Genomic DNA, 15432 nt, shown 5'->3' on the forward strand with positions numbered 1-15432 from the left:
CTTGTCCGGGTGGCCCGCTAGGTTTAGCGCATGTCCACGCAATGGCTCAAACCCTATATGCCGCGCAGCCTGTATGTCAGGGCCGCTCTGATCCTGGTTCTGCCGGTGGTTGTTCTGTTGCTGGTGGTCGGAATCGCCTTCCTGCAGAAGCATTTGGAAGATGTCACCGCGCAGATGACCCGTGCCGCTACGCGCGAAGTCAATCTGGTTCTGGCCGTCATGAACGAGGCGGAAACGCAGCAACAGGCGCTTGCCGCGGTTCGCCCGGATCTGGCCGCGCTGGAGATGAAACTGCGCTTTCTGGGGGTCAGTGAGGTACCTCTGGTCGGCAAACGCCGGTGGTATGATTTCATCGCTCCGCAGGTCGAGGCGGATTTGCGGGCTCAACTGCCGGAACTCGAGGCAATTGCGCTGCCCAGCGGGCAGGAGGCGCGACTGTATCTGGCGACACATCTGGGTACGATGGAGTTGATCTTTGACAGACGACGTCTATCACCAGCTGCGCCGCATCAACTGATCGTCACGATGCTGTTCTTTGCGGTCATCATGACTTCGATTTCGTTTCTCTATATGCGCAACCAGTTGCGCCCGATCACCCGATTGGCCAATGCGGCCCAGGCTTTCGGGCGAGGTCGGATCGTGCCCTATTCCCCGGGCGGTGCCGTCGAAGTGCGCGCGGCAGGCAATGCGTTTCTGGACATGCGATCCCGGATCGAACGTCAGATGGAGCAGCGAACGTTGATGCTGTCCGGAGTCAGTCATGACCTGCGCACACCGCTGACGCGTCTGAAACTGGGCCTGTCGATGTTGCCCGAGGACGAGGCGGCGCCCCTGCAACGAGACGTGACCGAGATGCAGTCCTTGCTGGACGCCTTTTTGGAGTTTTCCCGGGGCGCCTCAGACGGGACACCGGAAGAGGTCGAGCCGGAGGCCTTTCTGCGCCAGATCGTCGATGATGCGAAGCGGGCCGGCAATTCGGCCGAATTGGTTCAGGTCGACGGGCAGGGCAGCGTGATGCTGCGCACCACGGCCATGCGGCGCGCGGTCGAGAACCTGATCGGAAATGCGGTGCGCTATGGCAGCAAGGCGGATCTGAGCCTGAGCCTGACACCGAAATCGATGCGCATCCGGGTCGAGGATGACGGCCCCGGCATTCCGCCGGACCAGCGCACCGAAGCGGTCAAACCCTTTACCCGGCTGGATCCTGCCCGCAATCAGAATCAGGGCACGGGGGTCGGCCTTGGGTTGGCCATAGTGGCCGACATCGCACGCGCGCATGGCGGCACGCTGCGCCTTGCCGAAAGCGAGCGTCTGGGCGGATTATGTGCGGATATCATCATCGGGCGATAGCACCGCGCGAATAGGCCTGCGTGGCGGCTGTGAGTTTGTGAGTTCGCCGGAGAGGCCGCGCTGCTGCCGCTCTGGCGGTGGTAGACGAACAGGATGAAAGGCGGATCGCGCGGCTGATCCCCTGCGCAAGACCTCGGCCGAACAGTCGGACTGAACAAAGATGCGGTATGCTGAAGGTCAGTGCGATCGCTCAGGTAGACGGTGTGACCAACACCATCGGATTTGCACTATTCCCGGCGCCGGTGATCACGTGCACAGAGTAAAAGGGGGAGCCCTTCGACCTATTCTCCGAATGCACCGTCCAAACGGCTTCACTCAGGCCGGCTCTTGTGGTCGGGCCTTTTCGTTTTTTAATCGCTCACAACGACAGAGGCGCCAAATATTTGCAACAAATACAACAGTTCAACCGATCCGGCCCCGGCAAGACCAGGGCCGGTCGCTTGGTCGTCGTCTCTTACTTCGTGTTTTCCTGGAACAAAGAGAACCGTTCGGCTCTCAACAGAGTGGTTCCATCCTCCTGACGCAGCAATACGAGATCATCAGCTTCCAGCCGTATGTCTTCGAGCGTTACGACAACATTGCCCGAATAGCTGCTTCCTTGGTCAGTTTGTGAAATGCTGTCGGAAGAAATCTCGAACGCCTCGCCGGCATCGAGCACGGCCTGAGCACCCCCGGTATATTGTTGAAAGGTGCGGGTTTCATTTGCTGAAAGCTCAACAGCGAACGCCGGCGCAGAGAAGGTGAGCGCTGCGCAGATAGTGGTCGAAATTATGAGTGGGTTTTTCACGAGAATAGCTCCAATTCCAGTTTCTCACTGTGCGTAGGCAGGCGCCTAGCCGGAGAAATTGTCAAGTTAACTAAATTTAAGAAACGCGAGGACGGCAGTATTTGGCTTAGGTACTCTGGGCAGGTGCTTAGATGGTGTTCGTTGCGTGTCGCCCCTACGCCTCCAACAATTTCGTGGCGGGCGTCTGGCTTTTGAGTTGCTGAGACGGTGTGGATGCGGCGGAGGCACTGGGCGCTTTGCAGGCATTTGGAGGCCCTGCGGCCAAGTCATGGCTCAGACGGGCTGGTTGCTGCTGGACGATTGCCGGGCCTTACACGGTCGTGGTGTCAGATGTGAATTCCGCGAGCGATGCCCGGCGTTACATATTCAAAGCAAACTTAACTGAGAGCTTTGACATGACCATACCTCCATTGCACCGTTGTACCTTAGATGGTCTCAGCGGGTGGATGATTCAAGGCACTGGTAGGCCCGGAGGGACTCGAACCCCCAACCAAAGCGTTATGAGCGCTCTGCTCTAACCAATTGAGCTACAGGCCCGCCTGAGCGCCTTGGGTATCACGGTGAACGCCCGCGTCAAGCCTGACCGTTGCATGAAGGCGCACAATCGACTAACCCGCCGCAAAGCACTCAAAAGGGACTGGCCATGACAGCGGGCAAGAATGGAATCACCTATGCCGATGCAGGCGTGGATATTGATGCAGGCAACGCTCTGGTCGACCGGATCAAGCCCGCCGCGAAACGGACCAGCCGTCCCGGTGTCATGAGCGGCCTGGGCGGGTTTGGTGCTCTGTTCGATCTCAAGGCCGCCGGGTATGACGATCCCATCCTGGTGGGTGCCACGGACGGCGTCGGGACCAAACTGCGGATTGCAATCGACACCGGCATCGTGGACGGGGTTGGCGTCGATCTGGTGGCGATGTGTGTCAACGACCTGATCTGTCAGGGGGCGGAGCCTCTGTTCTTCCTCGACTACTTTGCGACCGGCAAACTGGACACCGAAACCGCTGCACGGATTATCGAAGGCATTGCCGATGGCTGTGCGCAATCCGGCTGCGCGTTGATCGGGGGCGAAACCGCCGAGATGCCGGGCATGTATCCCGATGGAGATTTCGATCTGGCCGGGTTCTCGGTCGGTGCGATGGAACGCGGCGCGGACCTGCCGGATGGCGTGCAGGCCGGTGATGTTCTGTTGGGGCTGGCGTCGAACGGCGTCCATTCCAACGGATATTCACTCGTTCGCAAACTGGTCGAGATGTCGGGGTTGAACTGGGATGCCGCGTCTCCGTTTGGCGCAGGCTCACTGGGCGAGGCGCTGCTGACGCCGACACGGCTCTATGTGAAACCGGCATTGGCAGCAATCCGGGCCGGCGGCGTGCATGCACTGGCGCATATCACCGGTGGCGGTCTGACCGAAAACCTGCCGCGCGTCCTGCCAGATGGGTGCGGTGCCGCGATTGATCTGAGCGCATGGGATTTGCCACCGGTCTTTCGCTGGATGGCGGACACCGGGGGAATCGCCGAGGCGGAGATGCTGAAAACCTTTAACTGCGGTGTCGGGCTGATCGTTGTCTGCGCCGAGGATCGCGCCGATAACCTGACCGCGTTGCTGTCCGAGGCGGGTGAAACGGTTGCGCGGATCGGATCTGTAACCGATGCCCCCGGCGTAATCTATTCGGGTACGTTGTTGTGAGCCACAAGCGTGTCGCCATCCTGATTTCCGGGGGCGGATCGAACATGGTGTCGCTGGTCGACAGCATGATCCGGGATCATCCCGCGCGTCCGTGTCTGGTGTTGTCGAATGATGCGCAGGCCGACGGGTTGCAGAAGGCTGCGGATCGGGGCATCCCGACCGCCGTGGTCGATCACCGCCCGTTCAAAGGCGATCGCGTGGCGTTTGAGGCTGAGTTGCTGAATCCGCTGGAGAAGGCGCAACCTGACATTGTGTGTCTTGCCGGTTTCATGCGCGTTCTGACCGGCGATTTCGTATCGCGTTTTCAGGGGCGCATGCTGAATATCCACCCGTCACTGTTGCCCAAATACAAGGGTTTGCACACCCATGCCCGTGCGCTGGCAGCGGGTGATACGGAACATGGCTGTACCGTGCATGAGGTGACCGCGGCGCTGGATGACGGGCCGATTCTTGGCCAGGCCCGCGTGAAAATTGAGGCTGACGACACTCCTGAGACGCTGGCCGCACGGATCTTGGTCTGGGAACACAAGCTGTACCCCGCGGTTCTCCGGCGTTTTGCGGCCGGACGCAGGGTGCCTGTTCTGCTGCCGTGATCACCTCTGGGTGATTTACACGTGGCTGTTATTCGTCTTATGGTCGCCGGTATCGCTCGGGACGTGGAAAAATACGGGCAGTCACAAAGACAAGAGCAAGAATAGTACGGCGCATGAAAACCCTGACGACGACGCAAGAGCTGGCCGATTTTTGCAAGGCCGCTGCCCACTACCCTTATATCACCGTTGACACGGAATTCCTGCGCGAGCGGACATACTACTCGAAACTCTGTCTCATACAGTTGGCCGTGCCTTCAGAGGACGAAGACAGCGCAGTTCTGGTCGACCCTTTGGTCGACGGGTTGTCGCTGGACCCGCTCTATGACCTGTTCCGCGACGAAAACGTGGTCAAGGTGTTTCACGCAGCCCGGCAGGACCTCGAGATTTTCTGGGTCGAGGCTGCGGTCTTTCCCCAACCGCTGTTTGATACGCAGGTTGCCGCGATGGTCTGCGGGTTTGGCGAGCAGGTCGGGTACGAGACGCTGGTGCGCAAGATCTGCAGGCAGGGGGTGGACAAAACCTCGCGCTTTACCGACTGGTCGCGCCGGCCGCTCACCGAGGCACAAAAGACCTACGCCTTGGCGGATGTTACCCATTTGCGGCTGATCTATGAGTACCTGGCGGCAGAGCTTGAGAAATCGAAACGCAGCCATTGGGTCGCCGAAGAATTGCGCACCCTGACGGAACCCGCGACCTATGTTGTACGACCCGAGGACGCATGGAAACGGGTCAAGACACGCACAAATTCCGCCAAGTTTCTGGCTGTGGTCCGTGAACTTGCACAGTTCCGCGAGATATATGCGCAGGAAAACAACATCCCCCGGAACCGGGTGTTCAAGGATGACGCGTTGATCGAGCTTGCTTCGACCAAGCCAAAAACGGCGGCGGATCTGGGCGGGTCGCGCCTGTTGCTGCGCGAGGCCCGAAAGGGCGCCATCGCTGACGGCATTCTGTTGGCGGTCCGGCAGGGGCAGGACTGTCCCGCCGACGCCTTGCCGCGGGTCGACAACAGCCGTGAAAAAATGAAGGTCAACCCGGCGCTGGCGGATCTGTTGCGGGTCCTGCTGAAATCAAAAACCGAAAGCTCGGGCGTGGCGGCCAAGCTGATCGCCACCAGTTCCGAACTGGATCAGATTGCCGCCGGAGAGCGCGCGCTGCCGGCCATGTCGGGCTGGCGGTTCGAGGTATTTGGCGAGGACGCGTTGAAACTGTGCGAGGGCAAGATCGCTCTGGCCGCCAAGGGGCAGGCGGTCAAGGTTGTCTCGCTCTGACGCAACTCAGCGTCGCCGGGATTCCAGGGCGTTTTGTTGACCAACCACGCGCACGAGACGGATGCTCTCCAAATCCTGAGTGCTGACGTTGATCGCGTCTGACACCATCCGGGATCGCTCGGTTCCCTGGCGCGTCGCGTATGTGGGATACACCACCCGGAAGGTGAACTCCAGAATGCCATTTTCCTGATTCTCTTCGGAATCGACCCGGACGAGCCGGGCGTCAAACGCCCCCTGACGTTGCGCAGTTCCAGACGCGTAGACGATTGCGCCAGCGGGCGTGGGATCAATCCGCAACTCGTCAATCTTGGTGATCGGAACGCTTCTGTCCTCTTCCTCGGGGCGTGCAAACAGGCCGCGCCCATCGCCTTGCTGCGGAACCAGAGCATTGGCGTCATCCGGCGGTGTTTCGACGGGGGCGGGCCGGCTGGACCCAAACCAGTTGGACGGGTTCACCCGCGAGTCGCGCCAACTGTTGCAGGCAGACAGGGTCAAGGCGGCGATCATGAGGATAGACAGAGTTTTTTGCATAGACCCAGAGCTTTGTGCAGGAATTCAGGCAATGGGTTAGCGCAAATTCCCGGGTTTGAAAAGCCGCGTGGGGGGCTGGACAGGCCCCTGTCGTCGACATAGGTCACAATTGTGACCGCAACGGAAGGACCGCCACATCATGGCAACGCCCGCCTTTGAAGATATAGTCGAGGATTTCGAGTTTCTGGAGGACTGGGAAGACCGGTACCGCCATGTGATCGAGCAGGGCAAGGCGATGGAGCCGCTGGAGTCCGCGTTCAAGGTGCCCGCGACCAAAGTCAACGGATGCGCCAGCCAGGTCTGGCTGCACCCGGTAATCGAAGGCGGTGTATTTCGGTTCGATGGCGACAGCGACGCGCTGATCGTGCGGGGACTGATTGCCGTTCTGCGCTCCCTTTACAACGGGTTGCCCGTGGCCGAGGTGCCACGAGTGGACGCTGGCGGCGAATTGGCCCGACTGGGATTGAACGACCATCTCTCGGCGCAACGTTCAAACGGGCTGCGCGCCATGATCGAACGTATTCGTGAGGTTGCGCAGGAAAACGCGTGACACGGGGCTGAACGTCCGTGAATCAGCTATGGCTCGGGCGGTTGGCCCAGTCCGTCAAAGTGGTCTCCAGATCGCCATAGCCGGTCAGACGGCGCTCAAACGCCAGTCCCATCCGGTCTGCACATGCGCGGGCGCGCTCGGTCAGGTCCGGATCGTCTGTTTGGGCCTGATAAACCAGCTTTGTATAATTCCCGAAATACATGTCGCGCAGTTCCGGGTGCCGATCCAACCCCAGCGGTTTCCAGACGAAGGCATCGAATTGCCGGGCCAGAAAATCGGTGAGGTAAAATGCGGTGGTTTCGTCATCGCCATGCGCCGCAAAGATGTCGTTCCCTTCAAAGAACGAATAACAGTGCGGGCCTTTGACCATTTCAACGCCCAAGCGCTCGCACGCTTTTTGCAACAGGCCGCCGGTGCCGCAATCGGCATAGACGACAAAGATCTGGTCGTACGCGTCGCGATGCTTGGCGACGGCCTCTTCGACCGCCTCGGTAATGCGTTCCGGATAGACATGCAGAATTGCCGGCAGGCAGGTCAGCGCCATATGGTCCCAGCCATTGCGGGTCTTGATATCCAGAATTTCACGCGCCAGCGCGCCACAAGCCAGCAACAGGATGCGCGACCGTGCATTCTCCTCGACGAAGCCCTGCGTCGTCAGGCTGGAATCATCGGGTAAATGGTGCTGTCGCATTCAAATGCCCCCTTGGGTGCATCATGATTGGATCGTCGGGGTTGCCTAAGCCCTCGGGTGACTGTTGGCGATCTGGCTTGCCGCGTGTCAGGGGAAAAGGGCCGAGCGCTATTCAGACGGCCCTTTTGCGCGGTGGGCTGTGGTCAGCTCGCCAGTTGATTGTGCTTGCGTGACACGAATTCTTTAGCGGTCTCCACCGCCACAGCCGCGTCGCGGCAATACGCGTCCGCACCGATGGCCTTGCCAAATTCCTCGTTCAACGGGGCGCCGCCCACCAGAACGATGTAGTCATCGCGCACGCCTTGTTCGACCATCGTGTCGATCACCACCTTCATGTAGGGCATGGTTGTGGTCAGCAGGGCGGACATGCCCAGAATGTCGGGCTCTTCCGACTCCAGGGCTTCCATGTAGTTTTCCACCGGGTTGTTGATGCCCAGATCGACCACTTCGAAACCTGCACCTTCCATCATCATCGACACGAGGTTCTTGCCGATGTCATGGATGTCGCCCTTGACGGTGCCGATGACCATCTTGCCGACGCGGGGTGCACCGGTTTCGGCCAGCAAAGGCTTGAGGATCGACATGCCGCCCTTCATGGCATTCGCGGCCAGCAAAACCTCGGGCACGAACAGAATACCGTCCCGAAAATCATGCCCGACAATTGTCATGCCACCGACCAGCGCCTTGGTCAGGATGTCATAAGGCATCCATCCGCGCTCCAGCAGAATGTTCACACCTTCTTCGATCTCTTCTTTCAGGCCGTCATAAAGATCGTCGAACATCTGTTCGACGAGCTCGTCGTCGTTCAGTTCGGACAGGACGATGTCTTCTTCATCGGACATGGGGTAATTCCCTGAGCTGTGCGGGCCATTGGCCCGTGGTGGCATTTTTTCCGTTTTGGCTAATACGTCGCAGTTTGACTGTGACGATTGCGACCTCGGCGGTTTCGGGACCGACCTATACGGCAAAATCTCGGGGCTCACGACAGAATAATCTGCAAGATCATCCTGCATTTGGTTCAGGTTACAGCGAAAAACGCTAAACGTCGTTCACGGCAAATTGCGCGCTTGATGCATCCGGGTTTCAGGAAGTGATCGCTTGGTGGAATTGTCCGGCTTGCCGGGCGACAGCACATTTCGTATTGTCAAAATATGGAACATAAGGTGAACAAGATGCGCAATCAGACCGCGATCCGGGGTCGCGGGACGGAGTCGAATGAGGCCGGCCGGTTCGAGAGGTTCGCAACCGTTGCAACAGATGATGGCTGGATCCCCGAAGAAGATTTGCCGCCCCTGCGCACCGAGGTCAGGGACGAGGTGGCGCGTAGCCTGATCACCTACAACAAGTCCCCGGATCTGCCGTTTGACCGCTCGATCAACCCGTATCGCGGTTGCGAACATGGGTGCGTGTACTGTTTTGCCCGGCCAAGCCACGCCTATCTGGGGCTGTCTCCGGGGCTGGATTTCGAAACCCGCCTGATCGCACGGCCGAATGCGGCCGAAGTTTTGCGGCGAGAACTGTCATCCCGATCCTACCGCGTCGCCCCAATCGCCCTTGGGACGAACACGGACCCATATCAGCCGGTCGAGAAAGACCGCATGATTACAAGATCCTGCCTGAGGGTTCTGCAGGCGTTCAATCACCCGATCGCCATTGTCACCAAGGGGGCCTTGATCGAGCGGGATTTGGATATTTTGTCAGACATGGCTGACAGCGGTCTGGTGCGGGTCGGCGTTTCTCTGACAACAATGGACGCGAATCTCTCGCGCCGGATGGAGCCGCGCGCACCATCTCCGCAGCGGCGGCTGTCCATGATCCGGCGATTGGCCGGGGCAGGGGTTCCGGTTCGGGTCATGACGTCGCCGGTTGTTCCGGGCCTGACAGATCACGAGTTGGAAGACCTGCTGGAGGCCGGAAAAGATGCAGGTGCAGATGCTGCTAGTTGGATCATGTTGCGCTTGCCGAGGGAAGTGTCTGCGTTGTGGCAGGATTGGCTGGCCACGCATGAACCTGCGCGGGCCGAAAAGGTGATGTCCAAGCTGCGCGACATGCATGGCGGGCGCGAGTATGATCCCCGCTGGGGGCACAGGATGCGCGGCGAGGGGGAATATGCCGAGATGGTCGCCAAACGCTTCAAACTGGCGGTGAGGCGTCTGGGGCTCGCCACAAAATCCGACCCTCTGCGGTGTGATCTGTTTTCAAAACCGCCGCAGGCGGGGGATCAACTGAGTCTCTTCTAAAGAAAAACGCTCCGGCAAATCCGGAGCGTTTTGGGGCGCTTGTGATCGATCAGCGGTTTTCGATGTCGACGTAGTCGCGCAGTGTTTCACCAAGGTACAGCTGACGCGGACGGCCGATCTTGTTCTGCGGATCGGCGATCATTTCCTTCCACTGGCTGACCCAGCCGACCGTGCGTGACAGCGCAAAGATCGGTGTGAACATCGAGGTCGGAAAGCCCATCGCCTCAAGAATGATCCCCGAGTAGAAATCGACATTCGGGAACAGTTTCTTCTCGGCAAAATATGGGTCTTCCAGAGCCTCTCTTTCCAGCTCTTTGGCAACCTGCAGTTTCGGATTGTCTTCGATGCCCAGCAGATCCAGAACTTCATCTGCCGACTGCTTCATCACCTTCGCGCGTGGGTCGAAGTTCTTGTAAACGCGGTGACCAAAGCCCATCAGGCGGAACGGGTCGTCCTTGTCCTTGGCGCGGGCAATGTATTCGGGAATGCGATCCACCGAACCAATTTCTTCCAGCATTTCCAGACAGGCCTGGTTCGCGCCGCCATGCGCGGGGCCCCAAAGGCAGGCGATGCCGGCGGCGATACAGGCGAACGGGTTCGCGCCGGAAGACGAGGCCAGACGCACGGTCGAGGTCGAGGCGTTCTGCTCGTGATCCGCATGCAGGGTGAAGATGCGGTCCATCGCGCGGCTGAGGATCGGGTTGACCTCATACTCTTCGGCCGGAACGCTGAAGCACATGCGCAGGAAGTTCGACGCGTAATCCAGATCGTTGCGCGGATACACGAAGGGCTGACCGTTGTGGTATTTGTACGCCCAGGCCGCGATGGTCGGCATCTTGGCGATCAGGCGGTGCGAAGCAATCTCTCGCTGACGCGGATCATGAATGTCGGTCGAGTCGTGGTAGAAGGCCGACATCGCGCCGACCACGCCCACCATGATCGCCATCGGATGCGCATCCCGGCGGAAGCCGCGATAGAAATACTGCATCTGTTCGTGCAGCATGGTGTGCCGGGTAATGGTGGTCTCGAAGGTTTCCAGGTCCTTGGCGACCGGCAGTTCTCCGTAGAGCAGCAGGTAGCAGACTTCGAGGAAATGGGACTTTTCGGCCAACTGGTCGATCGGGTACCCGCGATGCAGCAATTCGCCTTTTTCACCATCGATGTAAGTGATGGTGCTGTCGCAGCTTGCCGTGGATGTAAAGCCGGGGTCATACGTGAACACGCCAGCATCGCCATACAGCCTGCGAATGTCTACGACATCGGGTCCTACAGTCGGCGAATGAACCGGCAACTCATAGTCTTTGCCATGAACAGTCAATGTGGCTGTTTTGTTGCTGTCAGTCATGGTTGTCCCTTCTTTATTCATGCGCAGATCGGCGCGCTGTCCGACCTTGCGGGCAACGGCTGCGCGCTGGCGCGCAGTCCGGGTGTTAGCGGAGCAGCGTTACCCGATTATGAAGCTTGGGTTTAGGTCGCTGCCTCAGAAAGCCGGGCCAGGGTCTCGTCGCGCCCAAGTACCAGCATCATGTCAAAAACCGAAGGAGTTACCGCTCGACCTGCCAGCGCTGCCCGCAGCGGACCCGCCAGTTTGCCGAACTTGAGCTCTTTTGACTCGGCAAAAGAATTCAAGGTCTCCTCCAGTTCGCTCCGGGACCAGCTAGCATTTTGCAGATGCGGCGTCAATTCTTCCAGTATACCATCGGATACTGAGCTGAGGGCCTTCGCGGCCTTATCATCCGGGGCGATGGGACGTTCAGTCAAAATAAAATGAGCCTTTTCAAGCAATTCCGGAAAGGTGCGTGCGCGATCCTTGAGGCAATAGAGCGCACGTTCCAGATCACCCGATTGTGTCTGCGTGAGAGGGGGGAACTTGGCTGCGGCCAGAAAATCCTCAATTTCATGCCGCAGCGCGGCATCATCCGACACAGCAATGTGCTGACCGCACAGGTTTTCCAGCTTTTTCAGATCGAAACGCGCAGGGCTTTTACCGATTCCGTCCAGGTCAAACCAGGCTTTGGCCTGATCGTCGGTAAAGAACTCGTCGTCTCCATGGCTCCAGCCGAGACGGGTCAGATAGTTTCGCATTCCAGCGGCAGGGTAACCCATCGCTTGATATTCCTGGGCGCCCAGGGCCCCGTGCCGTTTGCTCAGCTTCTTGCCGTCTGGTCCGTGAATCAGAGGGATATGGGCCCAGACCGGGATGGCCCAGCCCATTGCCTCGTAAATCATCATCTGACGCGCCGCGTTGTTGAGGTGGTCGTCGCCCCGGATCACATGGGTTACGCCCATGTCATGGTCGTCGACCACAACCGCCAGCATGTAGACCGGTGTTCCATCGGATCGCAGAAGGATCATGTCATCCAACTGGTCGTTGCGGATGGTGACATCGCCCTGCACCTGATCCCGTATGATCGTCGCGCCGTCCTGAGGCGCCTTGATCCGTATGGCAAACGGCGCGTCCGGATGGGTTGCGGGGTCCGCGTCGCGCCACGGGCTGCGGTACAATGTCGACTTGCCCTCGGCCTTTGCCTGTTCGCGAAAGGCGGCAATCTCGTCCTGGGTTGCGAAGCATTTGTAGGCCTTGCCCTCGGCCAGCAATTGATGTGCCACTTCGGCGTGCCGCGCCGCGCCCTCGAACTGAGAGATCACGTCTCCATCGTGATCAAGCCCCAGCCACCTCATACCCTGCAGAATGGCTTCGGTCGCTTCGGGCGTAGACCGCTCCCGGTCGGTATCCTCGATCCGCAGAAGAAACCTGCCGCCCCGACCCCGCGCGTAAAGCCAGTTGAACAGCGCCGTCCGCGCGCCACCGATGTGCAGAAATCCGGTGGGCGAGGGGGCAAAACGGGTGACGACCTGATCGGACATTATGTTGATTAACCTTTTGGTAACCGCGTCGGGCATAGCTTGGCGCCTGTCTAACGAGCCCGAAGGACGGGGGCAACCATGCGTGTTCTGGCACGGGTCGAGGCCGCGCTGCTACACCAGACCGGGTTCCTGTTTCCCTGGTCTCCGGTGTGTCTGGCCATCGGCATTGGCCTCTATTTCGGACTGCGGTTCGAACCGCATTGGCCGCTGTATGCCGGTCTTGCGGGGCTGAGCGTCATGCTGATCGGTTTGTCCAGGGCATTGCCGTCCGGCTGGGGTGCGTTGACCATCGGGGGGGCGCTGGTCGCTGTCGGGTTTCTGCTCGCCGGCGCGCGCGCCCACATGATGGCAGAGCCGGTTCTGTCGTGGCGCTACTATGGCCCTGTCGAGGGGAGGGTCGTCGCCATGGACCGGTCTGCCTCGGATGCGCTGCGGCTGACGCTGGACCAGGTGCGAATAGGGGACGTGCCACCGGACCGCCGACCGCAGCGCATCCGTCTTTCCGTCCACGGCAGCGCCGGCCCGATCGCACCGGGCCAAAGGATCATGACAACCGCCTATCTGTCCCCACCGCAAGGCCCGGTGGAACCCGGCGGTTTTGATTTTCGTCGCCACGCGTGGTTTCAGCGTCTGGGAGCGGTCGGATATACGCGCGTGCCGATCCTAACCATCGCACCACCCGAAGAGGCCCTCGACGGCGTTCGGATCACCGCGTGGCGGATGGCCATATCGAACCGCGTGCGCGACATCCTTCCGGGGGAAGTGGGCGGGTTCGCCGCCGCAGTCACAACCGGAGACCGCAGCGGTATGGGACAAGACACCCTGACCGCGTTGCGGGCGTCGAATCTCGCCCATTTGTTGGCCATATCCGGTCTACATATGGGGCTGCTGACCGGCTTCGTGTTCGTGGCGGGCCGGATCGCTTTGTCGGCTATCCCGGTGCTGGCACTGCGCCTTCCGGTCCGCAAGGTCGCGGCGGTTCTGGCACTGGTTGCGGCCGTGATCTATTTGCTGCTCTCAGGCGGGAACGTCGCCACGGAACGGGCATTTATCATGGTCAGCGTCATGCTCGGTGCCGTGCTGATCGACCGCCGGGCGATTTCCTTGCGGGCGGTCGCCGTCGCCGCCCTGATCGTTCTGTTCCTGCGCCCGGAATCCTTGCTGAGTCCCGGGTTTCAGATGTCGTTTGCCGCAACCACGGCGTTGGTGGCGGTATTTGGGGCGTTACGGGAGATCGGTCCGACGCCCGGCCCGAAATGGCTGAGACCTGTTGTCGGAGTGTTAATGTCATCTGCCATAGCCGGTCTGGCGACCGCTCCGATCGGGGCTGCACATTTCAACACCATGTCGCATTACGGATTGCTGGCCAACCTTGTGTCCGTGCCTGTTATGGGCACGGTCGTGGTTCCATCGGCGGTTGTCGCGGCACTGCTGGCCCCAATCGGACTGGAATCACTGGCCCTGACGGTCATGGGCGTCGGTTTGCGTTGGATTCTAGGGGTCGCGGACTGGGTGTCTGGTCTGGATGGTGCCCAGGGGTTTGTGGTCAGCCCGCCGTGGTTCGTTCTGCCGCTGATCGCATTGGGCGCGCTATGGATTGCCCTGTGGCAGGGGCGCGCCAGATGGGCGGGGCTCCTGCCTGTTGCGGCTGCGTTTCTGTCATGGGATCAGGGACATCGCCCTGAAATTCTGGTGGCCGAATCCGGCGGGCTGGTGGGTGTCATGACGGATCAGGGCCGGGCGCTGAGCGAGGGAAAAGGCAGCGGATTTGTCGCCACCGTCTGGCTTGAAAATGATGGGGACGGGGTGGATCAAGCCCAGGCGGCGGGTCGATGGCCGCAAGACCCCGGCCTTGTGCAACGCTACGACTGGAACGGGAAAGAGGTGATACACATCACTGGTAAGCGGGCGGCGCAGGGCTTTGACGAGTGCAAGGAAAACCAAATTGTTGTCTCATCGGTTGCCCTGACCCTGCAAGGTGCCTGCGGCGTGTTTGATCCGGACCGCCTGCTCAAAACCGGCAGCCTGTCTTTTTCTGGTGAGCACATGACAAGCAGCACTGAAATGACCGGCCATCGTCTCTGGTCCCCAAAGGCAGCGAAGAGCCGCCTTCGGGACAGCGATCAGTAGCTGCGGATCAGACCCACCAGCCGACCCTGAACCTTGACCTTGTCTTCGGGTAGGACGCGCGTTTCGTAGGCCGGGTTCGCCGCCTCCAGCGCGATGGCCTGACCCCGGCGGAAGAACCGTTTCAGCGTCGCCTCCTGATCCTCGACCAGTGCGACGACAATGTCGCCATTATCCGCAACAGATGTTTCGCGAATGACCACCACGTCGCCGTCGTTGATCCCGGCGTCGATCATCGAGTCGCCGCGTACTTCCAGCGCGTAGTGTTCTCCGCTGCCGGACACCATCGTGCCGGGCACGGCGACCCGGTGGGAGACATGGCTTATCGCTTCGATCGGAACACCGGCGGCGATCCGTCCCATCACGGGGAGTTCCATGGCGTCGACCGAAACGGGCTCGAAATTGGCGGGGCGCGGGCCGGAGGGTTTGTCCCCTTCGATCACGCGGGGCGTGAACCCGGCTGTAGGCTGTCCGCCGAGGCTTTCGGGCAGTTTCACAATCTCGATGGCCCGGGCCCGATGGGCCAAACGCCGGATAAACCCGCGTTCCTCCAAAGCTGTGATCAGACGGTGAATGCCGGATTTCGATCTGAGATCCAGCGCGGCCTTCATTTCATCGAAACTGGGCGGAACACCGTCCGCCTGCACGCGTTTGTGGATGAATTCCAGCAAATCCAATTGCTTCTTGGTCAGCATCGCTCACACCTCGTCGCTCATGCGTTTTCTTTTGTTCTA

The 15432-nt window shown here is 60.0% G+C and carries 14 protein-coding genes and 1 tRNA gene; 7 read left to right on the plus strand and 8 right to left on the minus strand.

Annotation, left to right across the window (positions count from 1 at the left end; genetic code table 11):
- The first annotated feature begins 30 nt into the window (after positions 1 to 30).
- The gene (locus tag ACR3E0_RS09670) at positions 31 to 1350 is read left to right on the plus strand and encodes an ATP-binding protein (RefSeq protein WP_480478463.1); all 1320 of its coding nucleotides are present in this window, start codon (positions 31 to 33) and stop codon (positions 1348 to 1350) included.
- 454 nt (positions 1351 to 1804) lie between these two features.
- Here ACR3E0_RS09670 and ACR3E0_RS09675 read toward each other — a convergent pair whose 3' ends face one another.
- On the minus strand, positions 1805 to 2137 hold the full coding sequence (locus tag ACR3E0_RS09675) for an LptA/OstA family protein (protein ID WP_480478465.1): 333 nt from the start codon (positions 2135 to 2137) through the stop codon (positions 1805 to 1807).
- A gap of 460 nt (positions 2138 to 2597) precedes the next feature.
- Positions 2598 to 2674 (minus strand) — tRNA-Ile (locus tag ACR3E0_RS09680).
- 106 nt (positions 2675 to 2780) lie between these two features.
- Here ACR3E0_RS09680 and purM point away from each other — a divergent pair.
- The 3 genes from purM (at position 2781) to rnd (ending at position 5691) form a co-directional block, all read left to right on the plus strand.
- Positions 2781 to 3827, plus strand: a complete 1047-nt coding sequence (gene purM / locus ACR3E0_RS09685; protein WP_480478467.1) for a phosphoribosylformylglycinamidine cyclo-ligase — start codon at positions 2781 to 2783, stop codon at positions 3825 to 3827.
- Complete coding sequence (gene purN / locus ACR3E0_RS09690; RefSeq protein ID WP_480478469.1) at positions 3824 to 4420, plus strand: phosphoribosylglycinamide formyltransferase; 597 nt, start codon at positions 3824 to 3826, stop codon at positions 4418 to 4420. The genes purM and purN overlap by 4 nt, the downstream gene beginning before the upstream one ends.
- 113 nt (positions 4421 to 4533) lie before the next feature.
- Positions 4534 to 5691 carry a ribonuclease D gene (rnd, locus tag ACR3E0_RS09695; RefSeq protein ID WP_480478471.1) on the plus strand — a complete coding sequence of 386 codons (1158 nt, stop codon included), beginning with the start codon at positions 4534 to 4536 and terminating at the stop codon, positions 5689 to 5691.
- 6 nt (positions 5692 to 5697) lie between these two features.
- Here the strand turns inward: rnd and ACR3E0_RS09700 are convergent, their stop codons facing one another.
- Entirely contained in the window at positions 5698 to 6222 is a 525-nt protein-coding gene (locus ACR3E0_RS09700) for a hypothetical protein (RefSeq protein ID WP_480478473.1), read from the minus strand.
- Between the two features lie 139 nt (positions 6223 to 6361).
- On the opposite strand from ACR3E0_RS09700, the gene ACR3E0_RS09705 reads away from it, so the two are divergent.
- Positions 6362 to 6772, plus strand: a complete 411-nt coding sequence (locus tag ACR3E0_RS09705) for a SufE family protein (RefSeq protein WP_480478475.1) — start codon at positions 6362 to 6364, stop codon at positions 6770 to 6772.
- A gap of 22 nt (positions 6773 to 6794) precedes the next feature.
- Here the strand turns inward: ACR3E0_RS09705 and ACR3E0_RS09710 are convergent, their stop codons facing one another.
- Together ACR3E0_RS09710 and ACR3E0_RS09715 are read right to left on the minus strand one after the other, a co-directional pair.
- Positions 6795 to 7463 (minus strand): DUF1638 domain-containing protein, encoded by a 669-nt coding sequence (locus ACR3E0_RS09710; RefSeq protein ID WP_480478477.1) that lies wholly within the window; start codon positions 7461 to 7463, stop codon positions 6795 to 6797.
- A 143-nt stretch (positions 7464 to 7606) separates the two neighbouring features.
- Complete coding sequence (locus tag ACR3E0_RS09715) at positions 7607 to 8305, minus strand: corrinoid protein (RefSeq protein WP_480478479.1); 699 nt, start codon at positions 8303 to 8305, stop codon at positions 7607 to 7609.
- Between the two features lie 309 nt (positions 8306 to 8614).
- Here ACR3E0_RS09715 and ACR3E0_RS09720 point away from each other — a divergent pair, with 309 nt between their 5' ends.
- Complete coding sequence (locus ACR3E0_RS09720) at positions 8615 to 9703, plus strand: PA0069 family radical SAM protein (protein WP_480478481.1); 1089 nt, start codon at positions 8615 to 8617, stop codon at positions 9701 to 9703.
- Positions 9704 to 9752: 49 nt separating this feature from the next.
- Here ACR3E0_RS09720 and gltA read toward each other — a convergent pair whose 3' ends face one another.
- Positions 9753 to 11048, minus strand: coding sequence for a citrate synthase (gene gltA, locus ACR3E0_RS09725; protein ID WP_480478483.1), 1296 nt, complete (start codon positions 11046 to 11048; stop codon positions 9753 to 9755).
- Between the two features lie 122 nt (positions 11049 to 11170).
- Positions 11171 to 12571 (minus strand): glutamate--tRNA ligase, encoded by a 1401-nt coding sequence (gene gltX, locus ACR3E0_RS09730; RefSeq protein WP_480478485.1) that lies wholly within the window; start codon positions 12569 to 12571, stop codon positions 11171 to 11173.
- Between the two features lie 78 nt (positions 12572 to 12649).
- On the opposite strand from gltX, the gene ACR3E0_RS09735 reads away from it, so the two are divergent.
- Positions 12650 to 14701 (plus strand): ComEC/Rec2 family competence protein, encoded by a 2052-nt coding sequence (locus tag ACR3E0_RS09735; protein ID WP_480478487.1) that lies wholly within the window; start codon positions 12650 to 12652, stop codon positions 14699 to 14701.
- Here ACR3E0_RS09735 and lexA read toward each other — a convergent pair.
- Complete coding sequence (gene lexA, locus ACR3E0_RS09740) at positions 14695 to 15393, minus strand: transcriptional repressor LexA (RefSeq protein WP_480478489.1); 699 nt, start codon at positions 15391 to 15393, stop codon at positions 14695 to 14697. The two genes, ACR3E0_RS09735 and lexA, sit on opposite strands and share 7 nt — an antisense overlap.
- Positions 15394 to 15432: the final 39 nt, after the last annotated feature.

The sequence above is a fragment of the Ruegeria sp. AJ12 genome (assembly GCF_056536245.1).

Excerpts from the sequence above, each read along its gene's own strand:
- ACR3E0_RS09670 (WP_480478463.1), top strand. The coding sequence starts at position 31 with ATGTCCACGCAATGGCTCAAACCCTATATGCCGCGCAGCCTGTATGTC.
- purM (WP_480478467.1), top strand. The coding sequence starts at position 2,781 with ATGACAGCGGGCAAGAATGGAATCACCTATGCCGATGCAGGCGTGGAT.
- rnd (WP_480478471.1), top strand. The coding sequence starts at position 4,534 with ATGAAAACCCTGACGACGACGCAAGAGCTGGCCGATTTTTGCAAGGCC.
- ACR3E0_RS09700 (WP_480478473.1), bottom strand. The coding sequence starts at position 6,222 with ATGCAAAAAACTCTGTCTATCCTCATGATCGCCGCCTTGACCCTGTCT.
- ACR3E0_RS09705 (WP_480478475.1), top strand. The coding sequence starts at position 6,362 with ATGGCAACGCCCGCCTTTGAAGATATAGTCGAGGATTTCGAGTTTCTG.
- ACR3E0_RS09710 (WP_480478477.1), bottom strand. The coding sequence starts at position 7,463 with ATGCGACAGCACCATTTACCCGATGATTCCAGCCTGACGACGCAGGGC.
- ACR3E0_RS09715 (WP_480478479.1), bottom strand. The coding sequence starts at position 8,305 with ATGTCCGATGAAGAAGACATCGTCCTGTCCGAACTGAACGACGACGAG.
- ACR3E0_RS09720 (WP_480478481.1), top strand. The coding sequence starts at position 8,615 with ATGGAACATAAGGTGAACAAGATGCGCAATCAGACCGCGATCCGGGGT.
- gltA (WP_480478483.1), bottom strand. The coding sequence starts at position 11,048 with ATGACTGACAGCAACAAAACAGCCACATTGACTGTTCATGGCAAAGAC.
- gltX (WP_480478485.1), bottom strand. The coding sequence starts at position 12,571 with ATGTCCGATCAGGTCGTCACCCGTTTTGCCCCCTCGCCCACCGGATTT.
- ACR3E0_RS09735 (WP_480478487.1), top strand. The coding sequence starts at position 12,650 with ATGCGTGTTCTGGCACGGGTCGAGGCCGCGCTGCTACACCAGACCGGG.
- lexA (WP_480478489.1), bottom strand. The coding sequence starts at position 15,393 with ATGCTGACCAAGAAGCAATTGGATTTGCTGGAATTCATCCACAAACGC.